The 20,617-nt window shown below is 31.6% G+C and carries 14 protein-coding genes and 1 tRNA gene; 9 read left to right on the top strand and 6 right to left on the bottom strand.

Annotation, left to right across the window (positions count from 1 at the left end; all coding sequences use genetic code 11):
- From FUA26_RS14815 to FUA26_RS14805, 3 genes are read left to right on the top strand one after another with little or no spacing between them, the layout of a single operon-like run.
- Positions 1-2,769, top strand: a complete 2,769-nt coding sequence (locus tag FUA26_RS14815) for a TonB-dependent receptor (RefSeq protein WP_147137868.1) — start codon at positions 1-3, stop codon at positions 2,767-2,769.
- 43 nt (positions 2,770-2,812) lie between these two features.
- Positions 2,813-3,988, top strand: coding sequence for a DUF4249 domain-containing protein (locus tag FUA26_RS14810; protein WP_186826927.1), 1,176 nt, complete (start codon positions 2,813-2,815; stop codon positions 3,986-3,988).
- A gap of 29 nt (positions 3,989-4,017) precedes the next feature.
- On the top strand, positions 4,018-5,697 hold the full coding sequence (locus FUA26_RS14805; RefSeq protein WP_147137863.1) for a hypothetical protein: 1,680 nt from the start codon (positions 4,018-4,020) through the stop codon (positions 5,695-5,697).
- Positions 5,698-5,718: 21 nt separating this feature from the next.
- Here the strand turns inward: FUA26_RS14805 and FUA26_RS14800 are convergent, their stop codons facing one another.
- Together FUA26_RS14800 and FUA26_RS14795 are read right to left on the bottom strand one after the other, a co-directional pair.
- On the bottom strand, positions 5,719-6,333 hold the full coding sequence (locus tag FUA26_RS14800; protein ID WP_147137860.1) for a deoxynucleoside kinase: 615 nt from the start codon (positions 6,331-6,333) through the stop codon (positions 5,719-5,721).
- A gap of 4 nt (positions 6,334-6,337) precedes the next feature.
- Positions 6,338-7,117, bottom strand: coding sequence for a hypothetical protein (locus tag FUA26_RS14795; RefSeq protein WP_147137858.1), 780 nt, complete (start codon positions 7,115-7,117; stop codon positions 6,338-6,340).
- A gap of 193 nt (positions 7,118-7,310) precedes the next feature.
- Between FUA26_RS14795 and FUA26_RS14790 the strand changes: the two genes are divergently transcribed.
- Together FUA26_RS14790 and FUA26_RS14785 are read left to right on the top strand one after the other, a co-directional pair.
- Positions 7,311-8,156, top strand: a complete 846-nt coding sequence (locus tag FUA26_RS14790) for a GLPGLI family protein (protein WP_147137855.1) — start codon at positions 7,311-7,313, stop codon at positions 8,154-8,156.
- 33 nt (positions 8,157-8,189) lie between these two features.
- Entirely contained in the window at positions 8,190-10,901 is a 2,712-nt protein-coding gene (locus tag FUA26_RS14785) for a TonB-dependent receptor (protein WP_147137853.1), read from the top strand.
- A 34-nt stretch (positions 10,902-10,935) separates the two neighbouring features.
- Here FUA26_RS14785 and FUA26_RS14780 read toward each other — a convergent pair whose 3' ends face one another.
- Complete coding sequence (locus FUA26_RS14780) at positions 10,936-11,553, bottom strand: PAS domain-containing protein (RefSeq protein WP_147137850.1); 618 nt, start codon at positions 11,551-11,553, stop codon at positions 10,936-10,938.
- Positions 11,554-11,751: 198 nt separating this feature from the next.
- Between FUA26_RS14780 and FUA26_RS14775 the strand changes: the two genes are divergently transcribed.
- Positions 11,752-11,834, top strand: a tRNA-Tyr gene (locus FUA26_RS14775).
- Between the two features lie 66 nt (positions 11,835-11,900).
- Here FUA26_RS14775 and FUA26_RS14770 read toward each other — a convergent pair.
- From FUA26_RS14770 to metK, 3 genes are all read right to left on the bottom strand, one after another.
- Positions 11,901-13,853: a GNAT family N-acetyltransferase gene (locus FUA26_RS14770; protein WP_147137848.1), complete on the bottom strand. Its 1,953-nt coding sequence runs from the start codon at positions 13,851-13,853 to the stop codon at positions 11,901-11,903.
- Between the two features lie 156 nt (positions 13,854-14,009).
- Positions 14,010-14,594: an HPP family protein gene (locus tag FUA26_RS14765; protein ID WP_147137845.1), complete on the bottom strand. Its 585-nt coding sequence runs from the start codon at positions 14,592-14,594 to the stop codon at positions 14,010-14,012.
- 39 nt (positions 14,595-14,633) lie between these two features.
- Positions 14,634-15,887 carry a methionine adenosyltransferase gene (gene metK, locus FUA26_RS14760; RefSeq protein ID WP_147137842.1) on the bottom strand — a complete coding sequence of 418 codons (1,254 nt, stop codon included), beginning with the start codon at positions 15,885-15,887 and terminating at the stop codon, positions 14,634-14,636.
- Between the two features lie 604 nt (positions 15,888-16,491).
- On the opposite strand from metK, the gene ilvD reads away from it, so the two are divergent.
- The 3 genes from ilvD (at position 16,492) to ilvN (ending at position 20,598) form a co-directional block, all read left to right on the top strand.
- Positions 16,492-18,174 carry a dihydroxy-acid dehydratase gene (ilvD, locus tag FUA26_RS14755; RefSeq protein ID WP_147137840.1) on the top strand — a complete coding sequence of 561 codons (1,683 nt, stop codon included), beginning with the start codon at positions 16,492-16,494 and terminating at the stop codon, positions 18,172-18,174.
- A 47-nt stretch (positions 18,175-18,221) separates the two neighbouring features.
- A complete protein-coding gene (ilvB, locus tag FUA26_RS14750; protein WP_147137838.1) occupies positions 18,222-19,958 on the top strand; it encodes a biosynthetic-type acetolactate synthase large subunit in 1,737 nt (578 codons plus the stop codon).
- 103 nt (positions 19,959-20,061) lie between these two features.
- Positions 20,062-20,598, top strand: coding sequence for an acetolactate synthase small subunit (gene ilvN / locus FUA26_RS14745; RefSeq protein WP_147137836.1), 537 nt, complete (start codon positions 20,062-20,064; stop codon positions 20,596-20,598).
- Positions 20,599-20,617: the final 19 nt, after the last annotated feature.

Here is a 20,617-nt window from a genome sequence, read left to right as displayed (position 1 = left end):
ATGGCTTTTTTTAAAGCAATCAAAATTACATTAGTTTTTACGTTAATTTCTTTGAAGTCTTTGGGGCAATCACAAGAAATTAAAACACTTAATTTAAATAACTCAACGTTGTACGAAGCTATTTTAAAAATAGAAAAAGCAACAAATTATACCTTCTATTTTGAAAATGATTGGGTAAATAATGTTAGTGTAAATGAAAACTTTAGCAATACAACAATCAAAGATGTTTTAGAAAGTATTTTAGCCGAAACACCTCTAAATTATTTCATAATTGATTCAAAAGTAATTTTAACAAAAAATAGTGTGGTTAGAGATTATTTGCCAGAAAACTATTTTAAAGTAGAAGAGGCAGTAGCTAAAGCGCCTAATGAAGAAGAAGTTGCTGTTTTACAAAAACAATATACAAGCACTAATTTAAACTCAAATAAAAATAAGGTTTTTTATATAGGTAAAGAAAACAAAAATAGCTCAAAGAAGTATTTTGAACTCTCTGGTGTTATAACAGATGTGAAAACGTTAAAACCTATTGAGAATTTAAGTGTTTTTATTTCAGGAACAAGTATAAATTCTACAACAAATAATAATGGTTTTTATAAAATAAAAGTTCCAAAAGGCTACAGTGTTTTAGAAACATCATCATTAAGTTATGGTAAAACAAAAAAACAAATAGTTGTTTACGGTAATGGTGTTTTAAACTTTAAATTAATTGAAGACACCAACGCTTTAGATGAGGTGGTAATTAACTCTAGTAAAAATGAAAATGTTAAAAGTGTTGAGGTTGGCGTTACCTCAATAGATGTAAAAGGCATAAAAAATATTCCATTAGTTTTAGGTGAACGCGATGTTTTAAAAGTAGCAACCACCATGCCAGGTATTAAAACTGCTGGCGAAGGCGCATTGGGTTATAGCGTAAGAGGTGGAAAAGTAGACCAAAACCTTATGTTGTTTGATGGTGCTGCCATTTATAATCCGTCGCATTTTTTTGGTGTTTTTTCAGCAGTAAATCCGTTTGCTACCGGAAGCGTAGATATTTATAAAGGAAGCATACCAGCAGAGTATGGTGGTAAACTTTCATCAGTAATTAATATATCAACAAAAGAAATTAATAAAAAAGAATTTTCAGGCGAAGGTAATATTGGGCCAGTTACAGGTAATTTAATGTTAGAAGTGCCCGTAGTTAAAGAAAAAGCAGCATTGCTTGTAGGGGTGAGAGCAACGTATTCAGATTGGGTACTAAAAGCCGCAAAAAATAAAAACCTGCAAAATAGTACGGCGTCATTTTATGATGCACTAATAAAATATGAACATAAAATTGATGACAAAAACACAATTCAGGCTACAGGATATTTTAGTAATGATAGGTTTAGTATAACTTCAGACTCAGTTTTTGATTATGGCAATAAATTAGGGTCATTAAAATGGAATCATGTTTTTAATGATAAAAACTCTGCCTCATTGCAGTTGGCTACAAGTGAATATAAATTCAATATAATTTATGAAGGTAATTTTAATAGAAATTTTGATTTCGGATACAAAATAAATGAAACTCAAGTAAAGTTAAAAGCAAGGTATTTGCATAATAAAAAACATAAATTTACATATGGTTTAAGTAGTAAGTTATATGCTATAAATCCAGGTGAAATAAGGCCTATTGGGCCAGAGTCAATAATAACAAAAGAAACCGTTAGTAAAGAAAAAGGTTTAGAGTCTGCGCTTTTTTTATCAGATATATTTAAAGTAAATGATGCACTTAGTTTAGATTTTGGTATAAGGCTATCAACCTTTACAGCTTTAGGTAAAAGTAGCCAAAATATATATGCGGCCAATGTGCCCAAAAGTGAAGAGTCTGTTATTGAGGTAAAACAATATAATAATAACGAATTCATAAAAACATACGGCGGGCCTGAGGTAAGGTTATCGGCACGTTATTTTTTAAGTCCAACCTCATCCATTAAAGCATCATTTAACAATACCATACAGTATTCTCATTTATTATCTACAAATACAACAGCATCACCAATAGATTCTTGGAAGTTGTCAGATTTAAATATTGAACCTCAAAGAGCTCAACAAGTTTCATTAGGAATTTTTAAAAATTCTGAAAATGATGTTTATGAGGTTAGTTTAGAGGGGTACTATAAAAAAATGAAAAATCTGCTAGATTTTAAAGTGGGTGCTAATTTACTTCTTAATAAAACTATTGAAACTGAACTGTTACAAGGAGATGGTAAAGCGTATGGTTTAGAGTTTTTATTAAAGAAAAAAGAAGGAAGATTAAACGGTTGGTTAGCCTATTCGTATTCTAGAACTTTAGTTAAACTTGATAGTGAGTTTTTAACCAATAGAGTAAATAATGGTGCGTATTTTGCAGCAAACCAAGATAGACCTCATGATGTTAATTTAGTGTCTAATTACAAATTAACTAAACGTTTTAGTTTCTCAATGAACTTTAATTATCAATCAGGAAGGCCAATAACATATCCTGTTGGAAAATACATTCATAATAACACAGAGCATGTATTGTATAGCGATAGAAATAAGTTTAGAGTACCAGATTATTACAGGCTAGATTTAGGGGTTAACATTGAAGGAAATCATAAAAACCAAAAGCTAGCACATAGTTTTTGGAATATTTCCGTTTACAACGTACTTGGTAGAAACAATCCTTACTCAGTGTTCTTTGTAAATGAAGATGGACAGATAAAAGGTTATAAATCATCTATTTTTTCAGTGCCTGTACCAACAATAACATATAATTTTAAGTTTTAAAATGAAGTTGAAAACCTATTGTAAAACTATAATATTATGCCTTTTGGCAAATGTAATTTATAATTGCACGGAACCCTTTGCTTTAGTAACAGAGTCTTTTGAAGATGTTTTAGTTGTAGAAGCTACCATAACAAACGAACTTAAAAACCAAGAAATAAAACTGTCTAGAACTTTTAAGTTAGAAGAAGGTAGTGTTCCTGTTTATGAAACTAATGCAAATGTGTCAATAATAACAAGCGTAAATGAAACATATACGTTTTCGCATATTGAAAATGGGCTTTATAAATCAAATCAAGAATTTCAGGCCCAAGAAGGTGTTTCTTATATGCTGAAAATTAAAGATTCTAAAGGAGATGAGTATATGTCAACAGATGAGTTTTTGCCGTCTTCAGTTGCTATAGAAGAAATTAACACTAAACTAATTAATATTGAAGGAGAATTAGGTGTTCAAGTTCTTGTTGATAGTGAAGATACTTCTAATGATGCAAATTATTTTAGGTATGAATATGAAGAAACTTATAAAATAGAAACTGAATTATTTTATAGATATGATATAGATTTAGATAACTGGAAAGAACAGGGTACACAGCCATTTTGTGCAGGAGACCCCGAGTTAATAGCAAGACCAGAAAACCAGAAAACATGTTATTCAACCAACTATTCTAATGACATTATAGTAACTAGTTTAAACGGTCTAGATGAATCAAAAGTATCAGAGTTTCCAGTAAGGTTTATACCTGTTTCTAGTCACGTTTTAAGGGATAGATATAGTATTCTAGTTAAGCAATACATACAGTCTGCTGATGCTAATAATTTCTATAAGGTATTAGAAGAGTTGGGAGGAGACAAAAACCTACTAACAGATAATCAACCAGGGTTTGTTAAAGGGAATATATCTCTAAAGGATAATGATAATAAAAAAGTTATTGGTTTTTTTGATGTTTCATCAATAACTACCAAAAGGGTTTTTTTTGATTATTCTGAGTTTGAAATTGATAAGCCTGAATATATATATAATTGTGATGATTTAAGAACATTAAATTATGCAGCAACAGACCCTAATGCTGAGAATGGAAGAGCATATTTATTTTGGCTATTATCAGTTAAAGGATATAAATATTACGGACAAGATGCATGCGATGTGTTTGTTGTTCCACCGCATTGTGGTGATTGCTCAACATTTGCATCAAATGAAAAACCTATTTTTTGGGAAGACTAATGATAATTAAAGTTAAATACACAATAATAATGTTTTGTTTATGCTATATTACTACTATAGCTCAAAACAATAAGCTTGCAATAGAATCACGTATGGTAAATGAAATACCAAACGAGGAAATTTCTGTTGTAATAAACACAAATGTTTTATTAGCAGGCGAAACCCTAAATTATAAATTGTTTTGTTTAGTAAATAAGCATAATGCATTGAGTAGTTTAAGTAAGGTGGCTTATGTAGAGTTGTACTCTAGCAAAAATAATTCAATTTTCAGTCATAAAATAAAACTTGAAAAGGGTATGGGGTCAGGAGATTTTTTTGTGTCTCCTACAGTAGAAACTGGACACTACAAACTAATTACATATACCCAGTGGATGAAAAATAGCGATAATCAGTTTTCAGAAACGGATATTTATATTATTAACCCATTCAATAATTCAAGCTTCATTGGTTTAAACTCAAACAAAACAAAACTAGGCTTGCTTGCTAATAGTCATTTAAATAATAAGAAAAGTGATGTTTTAAAGTTAGATGCCCAAACCTATGCAACTCGAAAAAAAGTTACTTTAAAAGTTACAGATTTAATAGGTAATTTTACACTGTCAGTTAGAAAAGCAAACAATATATCAATAGAAGCTAGCGAAGTAAATTCAAAAAGCAAAAGAATATTTGCAAACAGCAAAGGCTTTGTGCTTCCTGAAATTAGAGGGGAGATAATATCGGGGGTTGTATACGATAACTTAGGAAATACTGCTGCTAATAAAAAAATAGCATTAAGTATTCCTGGTGAAAACTATATTTATAAAAATGTAGTAACAGATAGTTTAGGAAATTTTCTTTTCAACATACACGAAAATTATTTAAATACACAAGTTTATTTTCAGGTAATAGGTGATAGTTTACTTAATTATAGTTTTAAGATACATAATAAAAACGCATCAAAACCTAAAGATTTGATTTTTAAAAACTTACAGTTTAATGCGGAATTAAAGGATTGGATTATAACTCAAAGTATTAACAATCAAATAGAAAACGCATATCATATTTCTAAGGCAGATAGCATAAAGCCAGTTGTTGCTAACCATAATTTTTTAGCCGAAAAATCAGTGGTTTATAAACTAGATGATTACACAAGATTTAAGACAATAAAAGAAACTTTTATTGAAGTTGTTGAAGGTGCAGCTTTAAGAAAAAAGGAAGACAATTATATTTTCAAAATATATCATAATGAAGGAAATAATCATCCGTTTTCAGAATATAAACCATTGCTATTACTTGATGGTGTGCTTATACAAGATGAAAAATTTATAGTAGACTATGACCCTTACAAAATAGAAGAAATAGGCCTAATTAAAGGCGCTTACTTTTATGGACCTAAAATTTATTATGGTGTTATTGATATTAAAACTAAATCAGGAAATGCTTTTGTTGATGGTTTTGAAATAGAGGGGCTTACCAATTACACGCTAAAATTAATACAACCTCAAAAAAAGTACTTTTCGCCAAATTATGACGAAAATAGTACAGAGCTTAAAAGAATACCAGACTTTAGAAGTCAGTTATTGTGGTGTCCTAATGTAAAATTAAATGGTGAAGAAAAAACTATAACATTTTTTACATCAGATGTTAAAGGTGTATTTGAAGTAATATTGAGTGGTTATAATATGTACGGAAGGTACATATCCGAAAAAACGTATTTTACAGTAGAGTAGAGTGAGTTTTGGGTTTAACAACTAAAACAACCCATGTATTTCTGCATCAATTGTGTTAATTACGGTGCCTAAATCTTCTGGTTTATCAACAAAATCTAAATTGTCAACATCAATGATAACTAGTTTTCCGTTTTTGTAGCCATGAATCCAAGCCTCATAGCGTTCGTTTAATCTACTTAAGTAATCAATACTAATAGAGTTTTCGTAATCTCTGCCGCGTTTATGAATTTGCGCTACTAAATTGGGTATAGAGCTTCGTAAATAAATTAATAAATCAGGGCCCTGTACCAAAGATTCCATCAACTCAAATAACGATTTGTAATTTTCAAAATCTCTATTAGTCATTAATCCCATAGCATGAAGGTTAGGTGCAAAAATGTGAGCATCTTCATATATGGTTCTGTCTTGTATTATTTTTTTGCCGCTTTCTCTAATTTGTAATACTTGTCTAAATCTGCTATTTAAAAAATACACTTGCAGGTTAAAGCTCCAACGTTCCATTTGGTTGTAAAAGTCATCTAAATATGGGTTGTCAACAACATCTTCAAGTTGAGGTTCCCAATTGTAATGTTTTGCAAGTAATTTGGTTAGAGTTGTTTTTCCAGCTCCTATATTTCCGGCAATAGCTATATGCATGGTATTAATTAAATTTTAATTGAAACTGTTGTAGCGTTTGGTGGTGGTAAATATACAAGGTTTCATTGGTTACAAAAAACTGTTTTATTAATAAATTAGGTAATGTAATGGGCGCTATTGTATTAGTGTTTTCTTTTAAAAAAAATAAATTGTTATCTCTTTTTAAAATAATGCTTTCATTGCTTTCGGCTAATGCTTGGTAGTCATCATTTTCAAGTTTGGTTATTAGGTTTCCAAAATAATTGTATCTGTAAATATACTTTTGTGTAAGTAGCCATGCGTTATTGTAGTTGCTGGTTAAATGTAAAACAGTACTTTTTACAGGCAAAGTTCTGGCTTGAGTTGTGTTATTTTTATAGTTATATAATTCTAGTTGTGAATTATCTAGGTTAAAAAGCCATAGTGTATTATCAAATCCACTAGAAATTTGGGCTATATTTTTATAGGGCGTTATACTATTAAAATCTATTTTAAATATTTCTGCTAATCTGTTATCTAGAATAATACTGGTATTAAAGTCAGGGTAAAATAAGCTTATTTTTAAAGGATTAAAGGTATTGGCGCTCTGCAAATTTCCTAATTGTAAATTATTATAGCTTGTAATGCTGTTTTTACTTTTTTTATAAAACGTGTTGTTTTTTATGTAGTATATGGTTCCAAAGTTATCAACCGAAACTATAACATCGGCATCAATATTTATGCTATTAATAAAAGTGGTTTCAATACTATTTTGAGAAAAAACAGCATATTGAAAGCATAAAAAAATAAAAAAAACGTGTTTCATATAAGGTTTCAAATTACAAAAAAAGTAGCTGTTTTAAAATAAACATTTAGCAATAGCTTTTAGTGTTTGTGGTTATATAAAATTTCAAAATTAAACTTTAAGAATCATTTAACAGTTTTCATTTAAACCTTTATGTATTGTTGTTGTCTTAAAACCATGTTTAAAAGTAAGAATATTACATAAATAATTTAAAATGAAAACTATATCAACTACAATTTTAGTTGCTTTAACCTTTGTTTTTACGGGTTTAATACAAGCGCAAGATTTTCAAGGTAAGGCCTATTACATGTCTAAAACCACCATAGACATGGCTAATTTTGGAAGACCCGGAATGGATGAAGACATGAAAAAAAGAATAGCCGATAGGCTTAAAAATGCTTTAGAAAAAACATACATTCTTACCTTCAATAGAGAGGAATCTGTTTATAAAGAAGAAGAAAAACTTGATACTCCTGGAGGCGGCAGTAGCGGTTTTGGACGCATGATGATGGGTAATTTTGTGGCTGGTAACCAATATAAAAATATAAAAACCAATGCTTTTTTACAAGAACAAGAGGTGTTTGGTAAAAAGTTTTTAATTAAAGATTCTGTGCCATCATTTGAGTGGACTATGACTGGTGAAAGCAAAAAAATAGGTCAATATACAGCCTTTAAAGCAATTGGTAAAAAATTAAAATATGGCTTAGATGTAAACTTTGGAAGACCAAAACCAGGAGAAGAAAACAAAGAAGAAGCATTAACACCAGAAAAGGAAGAAATAGAAGTAGTTGTTTGGTATACACCACAAATACCTGTAAGCCAAGGACCATCAGACTATTGGGGGCTGCCAGGTTTAATTTTAGAAGTAAATGAAGGCCGCACAACCATACTTTGTTCAAAAATAATAATGAATCCTGATGATAAAGAAACTATAAAAGTACCATCAAAAGGTAAAGAAGTTTCTAGGGCAGAGTTTGATGAAATTTCAAAAAAGAAAATGAACGAAATGCGTCAAAACTTTAGACGCGGCGGAGGAAGACCTGGTGGCGGAAGAAGATAGAGGGCAAAATCAACAAAACAAAAACACCAATTAATGAAATATAAAATATTAATACTGCTTTTCTTAGCGGTTGGGGTAACATACGGCCAGGTAAAAATTGAAGGCGTAGTAAAAGACAGTATAGGTACACCTTTAGAACTGGCAAATATTATTGCCATAAACCAAGCAACACAAAAGTTAGATGCCTATGGTATTACCAATGAAAACGGACAATATAAATTATCAGTTGAAAAAAATGCCAAGTATAACATTCAGGTAAGTTATGTTGGCATGCAAACAGCACAAGCTATAGTTGAGGTAGGTAATAATGCCGTAACACAAAATTTTACTTTACAAAATGATAATACCTTAGATGCCGTAGAATTAGTATACGAAATGCCAGTAACAATTAAAGGAGATACCATTACGTATAATGCAGATTCTTTCCGGTCTGGAACTGAACGTAAATTAGGCGATGTGCTTAAAAAATTACCAGGTGTAGAACTTAATGATGATGGTGAAATTGAGGTAGAAGGAAAAACGGTTGGTAAAGTTATGGTTGAAGGAAAAGATTTTTTTGATGGCGACTCAAAACTTGCAGTTGAAAATATTCCAGCAAATGCTATTGATAAAGTTGAAGTACTAAAAAATTATGCCGAAGTTGGCCAGCTTCGAGGCGTAACCAATAACCAAGATAACATTGCCATAAACATTAAGCTAAAAGAGGGTAAAAAGAAGTTTTGGTTTGGTACAATAACAGGTGGTTTAGGAGATTCGCCCAATGAAACGCTTTACTTGGCTCAACCCAAACTGTTTTTTTACAGTCCTGAGTATAGCGTAAATTTAATAGGTGATTTAAATAATATAGGAGAAGTAGCTTTTACAAGGCGCGATTATTTTAAATTCTCTGGCGGCTTTAGGTCTCCTAGCCGTAGCAGTGGTACAAATATAAATTTAGGAAGCAATGATATTGGTTTTTTAACCATGCAAAATAACCGCGCCAAAAGTATTGAAACCAAATTTGGAGCTGCAAACTTTAGTTACGCACCATCAAAAACTTTAGATTTAAGCGGATTTGCCATTTTTTCAAACAGTAAAAATGAACTACAAGAAAACAGGTCAGTAGTGTATACTGATCCTGATTTAAACATTCCTGATGAAATTACCGAAAGTAATACCACACAACGTAGTGATTTGGGTATGTTAAAGTTAAGCGCTACATATAAACCAAACGCCAATAATCAGTTAGATTATGATATTTTAGGAAGGGTTTCAAAAGAAACACAAAATCAAAATTACTTTTCAACGGTCATTGGTAACATAGCACAACCCGAAGAAACATCACCATATAGTATAAATCAAAATTTAAATTATTACTATACGTTAAACGATAAAAATATTTTTGCTTTTGAAGTTCAGCATTTATTACAAGACGAAGATCCGTTTTACAATGCCATTTTAGCAGATAAAGATAATTACGAAGAAACAGCCAATGATTTAGGTTTAAACAATGCACAGGTAAATTATAATATTGCTCAAGAAAAGCGTGTAAAATCTAACCAAATAGATGCTAAATTAGATTATTGGAATGTGTTAAATAATAAAAGTGATATAAATTTTACACTTGGTACAATTTACAGTAAACAAGATTTTAATTCAGAAATTTATCAATATTTAGATAACGGCTCAATTTTTAATCCTACAACAACAATTAATGATGGATTAAATTTTAATGACATTGCATATACGTTTTCTGATGTGTATTTGGGAGCGCATTATCGTTTAAAATCGGGTATTTTCACCTTTACACCTGGTGTTTCGGCACATGCTTACAGTGCAAAAAATAATCAATTTAATGTAAATTATGCTGATAACTTTTTTAGGCTTTTGCCAGATTTTAACACCCGTGTTCAACTAAAAAATAGTGAGCAAATTATTTTTAATTACAGCATGCAAACTAACTTTACTGATGTAAACCAACTTGCAAGAGGTTTGGTTTTAAATAATTACAATTCACTTTTTTCAGGTAATCAAGAGTTAGAAAGTGCCTTGTCTCATAATTTAAATTTGTCATATTTTAGTTTTAATATGTTTAACTATACCAATGTAATGGCAAGGTTAAATTACTCAAAAACTGTTGATAGAATTAGAACCACTTCTGCCTTTGAGTCTGGTAGTGTAATACGTGTAAGCACGCCTTTTAACTCTAACTTTGCAGATGAAAGTGCTAGTGCCAATGGCCGTATAGAAAAAACCTTTGGTAAATTTAAAGCGCGTGTAAACGGTAACGTTAGTTATAATAAATTTAATCAAATAATTAATAATTTACCATCGGTAAACAAAAACTATTCATATACTTACAGAACAAGTTTGAGTACAAACTTTAGAGAAGCACCAAATTTTGAAATTGGGTATCGTCATACAACCCAAGATAATAATCAAGGTGAAAGAAAAACAACATTTTACACAAAATCACCATCGGTTGAGTTTGATGCCTTAATTTTTAAGAAGTTTACTTTTAAAACAGATTATACATATAATAATTTTAGTGACGAAGATAGAACTATTAATGATTTTGAGTTCTGGAATGCATCATTATCATACAGAAAAAACCAAGATAGTAAATGGGAATTTGAAGTAAAAGCAACCAATTTATTAGATACCAGAGTACAAAACCAAAGCAATACCGGTAATGTATCTGTAAGTGCGGTTGAATATTATATACAGCCCAGATTTGTAACTTTTAGGTTGCGTTATGAGTTGTAAGTAAATTATATAGTGAAAAAGCATAGTTTTTAAACTATGCTTTTTTGTTTAATTTATTAACTATGTAATTTATATTTTTTGATGCTTGTTCTATAGAGCTAACATAATATTGTGCTTTTTCATCAAAACTTAAAAAAGGAGCTTTATTAAGTTGGTTTACAGCAATATTTATGGTGTTTAAAGCGTTTGAGAATTTATCAGAAATTATACCGGCAAATCTTTGATAGGCAAGATGTCTTGTTTGTAATTTTTTTAACTCCGTAATATCTCTAAAGCATGAATTGCTGTAAACAATTTTATTGTTTTTGTCTTTAATAGAGTTTACTTTTAATAAAACATGAATTTTAGAACCCTTTTTGGTTTTTAGTATTAATTCAGTGTTGTCAACTTTTCCTGTATCTAAAAATGTTTTGTATGCAGTTTCTACGTTTTTTATGCATTTTGGGTGATAAATAAAGAAAATAGATTTACCTATAATTTCAGCTTTGGTATAACCCATTTTTTTAATGAAAGTTTCATTACATTCAGCAATTTTAGTGTTTTCGGGGTTGACCGATAAAAGCATGTCTGGAGAGTTTTCGTATAAGCATTTATACCTATTGTAGGTTGTGCTTAATTGCTGCTTTAGCGTGTTAATTTGTTGTGTTTCCATGAGAGTAGATTAGTTAGTTTGGTAGCAATTTTATTGAAAAATAGTTAAAAAAATCAACATTTAAAAATTAAATATTGATTTTCAGTTACTTAACAGTGTTGTTTTGTGCAAAAAAAATAATTTGAGCATGCTTTTTAAATTTTCTCAAAATATTGCTTTGTATATTGTTGCAAGTGCGGTATATTTGCGCTCGGTTTTGGGAAGATACTCAAGCGGCCAACGAGGACAGACTGTAAATCTGTTGGTTTTTACCTTCGCAGGTTCGAATCCTGCTCTTCCCACAAAAAACAAAAAAGCAAGCTATTTAGCTTGCTTTTTTGTTTTCAATATTTGATGGTATAAACTATTTATTCTGTTAATTTTATTTTTTGTATGTTTTTTGCAATGTTTATGCGGTTAATTATAGAATCAATTATTGTGTCATAAAGCGCATCGCCTAAAACACTATCTTCAACGCCGGCATCAATATTGGGGTTGTCATTAACTTCAACAATATAAACTTCATTATTCACAATTTTTAAATCTACACCATAAAGTCCATCTCCAATTAAAGCAGCCGCTTTTTGGGCTACTTTTATCACCTTTTCTGGTACTTCATTTATTGGTAGTGTTACGTAATCGCCTGATGGATCATCACTTTCGCTATTCCAATCATAAATTTGCCAATGGTTTTCTTTCATAAAATATTTACAAGCAAAAAGTGGGGTGTTATCTAAAATTCCAATTCTCCAGTCAAATTCTGAATACAAGAATTCTTGACAAATAACCATGTCTGATTTTTTAAATAACTTAAGTAATTCAACTTTAGCTTCTTCTTTATTATTCACTTTGATAACACCTAATGAAAACGCGCTATCTGGTTGTTTTAAAACCACCGGATAGGTTAAAGCGTCTAACTGTTTTAAGTTAGAAATATTGTTGGCCAGTACTATAGTTTGTGGCGTTTTTATTTTGTGCTTTTTAAACAATTCATTTTGGTAAATTTTGTTGGAGCACCTAAGTATAGACCAAGGGTCATCAATAACCACCATGCCTTCGGCATAAGCCAACCTTGAAAACTCATAGGTATAGTGGTTTACATTGGTGGTTTCTCTAATAAAAAGTGCATCAAATTCGTTAATTTTATCAACGTCGGCCTTGGTTATTAGCTCTAAATACACGCCTTTTTTGTTAGCTGCTATTTTAAGTTTTTCTAAGCCTAAAGCGTTTGATGGCGGTGTTTCTTCTTTTGGGTTTACAAGAACAGCCAAATCATATTTGTAATTAGCTAGTTTTGGGTAATTGTGTCTTTTTTTATTGAAAAAATTTACGGCAAAACTGTACATTAAATCTTTTTCAGTATCATTATCAATATCCTGAAAGGTAAAAACTTTAATGTCTTTTATTAACCATTTTTCGTTTTTAATAAAGTTCACTTTAAAAAAAGGAGCTTCAAAAATTTGATATAGTTTTGATGCTAATGTTCTGTAACTTTTGTTGGGTGTTTGCCCAAAATAAATGTTTAAAGAAAAAGCACTATTTGAAATTTTTAACAATGTTTTGTTTATAAGTGCATCTAAATCAAAAGCAATAGATTGAATAACATTTTTTATTCTAAAATCTCTAATAACCGTAATGCTAGGTATAACTCTTTGTCCGCGTGCCGATGCTAACAAAGAAACATAATACCCATAGCTTTGGTATTTGTATGAGCTGCAAAGGTTAAAAATTCTGTAGTCTGGGTTGTTGTGGTATTGCGTGTTGTTAATATAATCTTTAACCGAAATTACTTTGGCGTTTATAGTGTTTTCTTGCCATTTAAAAGGCTGGTTTATTACAATAATATTTTTGTAATCTTTAGTAGCGTTTTCTTGGTTGTATTTCATTTTTATGGCGTGTAAACCTTCGGTGTAATAGTTATTTAATAAAGCTGTTTCAGTAAAATTATGCTTTTTGTACCAATTAATTAATTGTTGGTTTGTAGCACTAACTTCTAATATTATAGTGTTAAAATTATGTGCTGCAGCATAAGTTTTTATATAATTTAAAATAATTGAGCCTATACCTTTGTTGTGATATGCTTTTATAAGGCCAACAGAGTATATGCGTAATGAATGTGTATATTTAAATAACACAAATGCACCAATAGGGGCTTGGTTAGCAATAGTGTCTTCAACAATAAAAATTTCTTGAAAATTACTGCTTAAGCTTTTTTTTATATTTTGTTTTGAATTTTGTTGGTATGCTGGAAATACCTCCTTTTCTAGTTGTAGTAAAAAGGGTAAATCTTGGTTTTGAGCTTTTCTAAAATTAAAGCTCATTATAGTATGAATTTAAGCATTGTAGTAAGCCAAAATAATATTTTAAATTTAAGAAATTTTGTAGTTAAATTTTAAACGAAATTAGCTGTTTTTTTTATATAACCAAGTGAAAATTTAGTTAATTTAAATATGCTTTTTTGAGTAATTAAAAACAAACTAGTTTTTAGTTTTTTTTCTAAATGAACGGGTGTATTTGCTATTTGTGGGATAGCTTCTTTTAGAAGTCATATTGTTAAAAATAAGTGCAACTATAAGCAAAATAATAACACCCGAAAGTACAGGTGCAAACAAATAATAATAGCCTAAATCTCTTATTTTTTCAGTGCCTATTACAGCAATTAAAGCAGTTGCTCCACCAGGAGGATGAAGTGTTTTTGTAAATTGCATAAGTACAATAGAAATAGCCACGGCTAATGGCGCTGTAAGCCAAATAATATCGGGGAGTAACTTTAAAATAGTTACTCCCACAAAGGCAGATATTAAATGGCCTCCAATTAAATTTCTAGGTTGTGAAAAAGGGCTTTGAATAGCACCGTAAATTAATACGCAAGTAGCACCAAAAGAACCTATTAAAAAGGTATTTTCTACTTTGGGTAAATATAGTGATTGTATCATGGCAATTAAGCCAATACCAATAAAAGCACCAACAAAAGACCAAAAGTGCTCTTTAAAATCAACTAATGTTTCCTTGTAAATAACATATTTTGAAATACGAATAGTTCTGTTAATTCGTTTTTTCATTTGTCATTTTTTGGTGGTACAACCATTAATTAACAAGCGTTATATTTTAAAGGCTTGTTTAATTTTATCTGTATAATCTAACTTTTCCCAAGTAAACAATTCAACATTAAGTGTTACGTTTTCGCCATTTGGTTGACTAAATGTTTTTGTAACTGTTTCATTGGTGCGCCCCATATGGCCATAGGCAGCAGTTTCGCTATACATTGGCGAGCGTAGTTTAAGGCGCTCTTCAATAGCAAATGGTCTCATATCAAAAATTTCAGAAACTTTTGCAGCTATTTCACCATCAGTTAAATTTACTTTTGCAGTACCATAAGTATCAATAAAAATACCCATTGGTTCTACAACACCAATGGCGTAGCTAACTTGTACTAAAACTTCATCGGCAATACCAGCAGCAACTAAGTTTTTAGCAATATGGCGTGTAGCGTAAGCGGCACTTCTATCAACTTTACTTGGGTCTTTGCCTGAAAAAGCACCACCACCATGTGCGCCTTTACCACCATAAGTATCAACAATAATTTTTCTTCCTGTTAATCCGGTATCACCATGTGGACCACCAATTACAAATTTTCCGGTTGGGTTAATGTGGTATTTTATATCATCATTAAATAAAGCCTGAATAGCAGCTGGTAATTTTGCAATTACTCTGGGTATTAAAATAGTTTTAATGTCTTCTCTAATTTTGGCAAGCATAGTAGTGTCATCAGCAAAATCATCATGTTGTGTAGAAACTACAATAGCATCAATGCGTTGTGGTACATTATCATCACTATATTCAATAGTAACTTGACTTTTAGAGTCTGGCCTTAAATAAGTAATGTCTTTGTTTTCTCTGCGTAATTCAGCTAACTCTTTTAAAATTCTATGCGATAAATCTAAAGCTAAAGGCATGTAGTTTTCAGTTTCATTGGTGGCGTAACCAAACATCATACCTTGGTCTCCGGCTCCTTGCTCTTCTTTGGTAGCTCTATCTACACCTCGGTTAATATCGTCAGATTGTTCGTGAATAGCCGAAAACACACCGCATGAATTGCCATCAAACATATATTCGCCTTTAGTGTAACCAATTTTGTTAATGGTATCTCTAGCAATTTGTTGTACATCTAAATAAGTGTTAGATTTTACTTCGCCAGCAAGTACAACTTGCCCAGTGGTTACAAGGGTTTCGCAAGCTACTTTAGAGTTTATATCAAAAGCTAAAAAATTATCTATAAGTGCATCACTAATTTGGTCAGCAACTTTGTCTGGGTGTCCTTCAGATACACTTTCTGAAGTGAATAAATATGACATTGTTAAAAATTTTAAATGAGGTTGATTTGACGTAAACGTCTCAGGAAGTTAACACTGCCTTTAGCATTTTTACTTATATCATAATGTGTTAGATATAAAGAGGTTGCAATCAGTCAAATCTTTCCTCTATTATTGTGGCGCAAAAATATAAAAATTAAACCAAAGACACCTTGTTTTTGTTTTTTTTAAGAAAAAAGTTGTATTCTAAAATTTTTCTATAAATATTTGTTGCAACAAGTATGAAACATACCGTATTAAATAGTATTTCAATTAGCGTCATTGTGATTATTTCACAATGATAAGGAAGTGCTGTTTAATAAATTAATATAAAATGAAACCTTCCTAAAAATATATAGGAAGGTTTTTTTATGATTTTTTTTAGCGTATTGGGCATCATAAAAAAACAAAGTTAACTAATTGTTTTTTAAATAATTAAGTTGTTTTTGGGTGTAGTGAATTTAACCCATAAAAACAATAAAAAATGCCTACAAGTAGCTAAAGGGTTATTTTCGTTTGTTGAATATTAATATTATTTGTTAAAATTCTTAAAAACATATAAATATCATAATTTAACTAACTAAGATTTAAATTTTTATCATAAAAAATGAACAAACTAAACAAACATAGTAGCAGATTAACGCAAGACGAATCGCAACCAGCATCACAAGCCATGTTGTATGCTGTTGGTTTTTCTGATGAAGACATGCAGAAAGCTCAAATAGGTATTGCAAGTACCGGGTATGATGGTAACCCATGTAATATGCACCTTAACGGCTTGAAAGATGAGGTTAAAGTAGAGTGCAATATTGCTGGTATGGTTGGTTTAGGGTTTAATACTATTGGTGTGTCTGATGGTATTTCAATGGGTACATCGGGTATGAATTACTCACTTGTATCTAGAGATATTATTGCAGATTCAATTGAAACTATTATGAATGCACAAAGCTATGATGGTTTAATAGCTATTGTAGGTTGCGATAAAAATATGCCCGGTGCAGTTATGTCAATGCTGCGTTTAAATCGTCCGTCAATCATGATGTATGGTGGTACCATAAAATCGGGTAATTACAAAGGTAAAAAATTAAACATTGTATCTGCTTTTGAAGCATTAGGGCAAAAAGTAGCAGGCGAAATTGACGAAGCAGAATACAAAGAAATCATTAAAAGATCTATACCTGGAGCAGGTGCTTGTGGCGGTATGTATACGGCAAATACCATGGCGTCGGCCATAGAGTGTATGGGGTTTGCATTACCTTACAACTCATCAATTCCAGCAGAAAACCCTAATAAATTATCTGAAGCTGAAAGGTACGCCAGAGCCATCAAAAATTTATTAGAGTTAGATTTAAAACCTTTGGATATTATTTCAAAAAAATCTATAGAAAACGCCATTACTCTAGTAAACGCTTTAGGAGGTTCAACCAACGCTGTTTTACACTTTTTAGCTATTGCACATGCTGCTGATATAGATTTTACTTTAGAAGATTTTCAACGCGTAAGCAATAAAACGCCTTTAATTGGAGACTTAAAACCTTCAGGTAAATACCTAATGGAAGATGTGCATGGTGTTGGTGGTACGCCAGCAATAATGAAATATCTTTTAGAAGAAGGTTACTTGCACGGTGATTGCATGACCGTTACCGGAAAAACATTAGCCGAAAACTTAGCCGATGTTAAAGCCATGGAGTTTGAAGATCAAGATATTGTTTACCCTACAGATAAAGCATTAAAAACATCAGGAAACCTACAAATTTTATACGGAAACTTAGCTACAGATGGTGCTGTTGCAAAAATTTCAGGAAAAGAAGGTTTAGTGTTTGAAGGTAAAGCCGTTGTTTACAACAGTGAGCAAGATGCCAATACAGGAATTTCAAATGGCGAGGTAAAACGTGGTGACGTTGTAGTTATAAGGTACGTTGGGCCAAAAGGCGGACCAGGTATGCCAGAAATGTTAAAGCCTACATCATTAATTATGGGGGCAGGTTTAGGAAAATCGGTGGCGTTAATTACCGATGGTCGTTTCTCTGGTGGTACGCACGGTTTTGTAGTTGGCCACATTACTCCCGAAGCACAATCTGGAGGCGCTATTGGGTTAGTTGAAACAGGTGATACCATTAGAATTAGTGCCGAAGACAACTCAATTAACGTACTAATTTCTGAAGAAGAATTGGCTCAAAGAAAAGCAAACTGGCAAGAGCCAGCATTAAAACATAAAAAAGGAATATTATATAAATACGCTAAATGTGTAGCGCCAGCTTCTGAAGGTTGCGTAACAGATAAGTATTAAAATTTCCAACTAAACAAAAAGAGTCTTTCAATATAAAGTTGAAGATTATGAAAGAAACACAGACCATAGAAAAAACGAAAACGGAAACCACAAAAACTGAACGCATAACAGGTTGCGAAGCAATTATAAGATGCTTAATTGCTGAAGGTGTTGATATTCTTTACGGATATCCAGGAGGTGCCATTATGCCTGTTTATGACGAGTTGTTTAAATACCAAGATCAAATTCATCACGTATTAACACGTCATGAACAAGGTGCAGCCCATGCCGCTCAAGGCTATGCCAGAATATCTGGTAAAGTAGGTGTAGCTATGGCAACCTCAGGCCCGGGTGCTACCAACTTAATAACTGGTATTGCAGATGCGCAAATAGATTCTACACCAATGGTGTGTATTACAGGGCAGGTATTTTCGCATTTATTAGGAAGTGATGCGTTTCAAGAAACAGATATTGTTGGTATATCTACACCTGTTACCAAATGGAATCATCAAATTACAAAAGCTGAAGATATTCCAGAGGTAATAGCTAAAGCGTTTTACATAGCTAAAAGTGGCAGACCAGGCCCTGTGTTAATTGATATTACTAAAGACGCACAGCTTCAAGAATTCGATTTTAAATACGAAAAATGTTCAAGTGTAAGAAGTTACAAGCCTGTGCCTAAAACAAATATTGAGTCTGTAAGAGCAGCAGCCCACTTAATTAACAATGCCAAAAAACCGCTAATTGTTTGGGGGCAAGGTGTTATTTTAGGTGAAGCAGAAAACGAACTTAAAGCAGTTATTGAAAAAGCAGGTATTCCATCGGCTTGGACTATTTTAGGGGCTTCTGCAATACCAACATCGCACCCATTAAATGTTGGTATGGTAGGTATGCATGGTAATTATGCACCCAATAAGTTAACTAATGAATGCGATGTGTTAATAGCCATAGGTATGCGTTTTGATGATCGTGTTACAGGAAATTTAGCAACCTATGCCAAACAAGCCAAAATAATTCATTTTGATATTGATCCGGCTGAAATAGATAAAAATGTAAAAACCGATGTTGCTGTTTTGGGCAATTCTAAAGAAAGTTTAGCATTGTTACTAAATGAACTTAACGAAAACAAACACGAAGCATGGCACCAAGAGTTTAAAGATTTATATAAAATTGAATTTGATAAAGTAATTAAAGCCGATTTACTGCCTGAAAAAGAAGGTTTAACCATGGGCGAAGTGTTAAAAGAAATTAACACACAAAGTAAAGGTGATGCAGCTATAGTTTCTGATGTAGGGCAACACCAAATGATTGCTTGCAGATATGCCGAGTTTAACAAAACCAAAAGTAACATTACATCGGGTGGTTTAGGCACCATGGGATTTGCTTTACCAGCGGCAATAGGCGCTAAAATGGCAGCGCCAGAGCGCGAAGTTGTAGCAATAATTGGTGATGGTGGTTACCAAATGAATATACAAGAGTTAGGTACTATTTTTCAGCAAAAAGTACCCGTAAAAATTGTAGTGCTTAACAATGAGTTTTTAGGTATGGTACGCCAATGGCAACAACTGTTTTTTGATAAGCGCTATGCATCAACTGAAATGACAAACCCAGATTTTGTAACCATAGCAAAAGGATATCACATTGAAGCTAAGCGTGTAACAAAACGCGAAGAATTAGCCAGTGCTGTTGAAGAAATGATAGCTTCAAAATCATCATACTTTTTAGAAGTTTGTGTTGAAAAAGAAGACAATGTATTTCCAATGATACCTACTGGAGCATCGGTATCAGATGTAAGATTAAGCTAAAAACAGTTTTAAAGTATAGAACAAAAGATAAAAGGTGATTTTATCAAAAATAAAATGTGTTATAAGCACTATTTTTCGCCTTTTTTCAAATATCTTTTAAAAAATGAACGAAGAACTAAAAACATTCACGATTTCAGTTTACACCGAAAATAACATCGGGTTATTAAATCGTATTTCAGCCATTTTTCAACGCAGGCACATAAACATTGAAAGTTTAACCACATCGCAGTCTGAAATTGAAAACGTTAACCGTTTTGTAATAGTGGTAAACATATCTGAAACTCAAGCAAAAAAAATAGTAGGACAAATAGAAAAGCAAGTTGAAGTAATTAAGGCTTATTATCACACAGATAATGAAACTATTTTTACAGAGTCTTGCATGTTCAAAATAAAGTCTGAATTGTTGTTTGAAGAGCCGCAAATACAAAACATAATAAAAGAAAGCAACACAAGAATTGTTACAGTAAACAAAGCATTTTTTGTGTTAGAAAAAACTGGCAGACGTCATGAAATTGAAGCGCTGCGTAGAGATTTAAATGCTTTTGGTATTATGCAGTTTGTACGCTCTGGAAGAATAGCTGTTACAAAAGACGAAATGAGAATAACAGAGCTACTAAAAGCCGAAAAAAACAAACAATAAACATTAAATATCACACCTA

The organism is Seonamhaeicola algicola (assembly GCF_007997385.1).
GTDB classification, from domain to species: Bacteria; Bacteroidota; Bacteroidia; order Flavobacteriales; family Flavobacteriaceae; genus Seonamhaeicola; species Seonamhaeicola algicola.
Note: the sequence above shows the minus strand (reverse complement) of the source record. Positions and strands in the feature narration are given on the sequence as shown.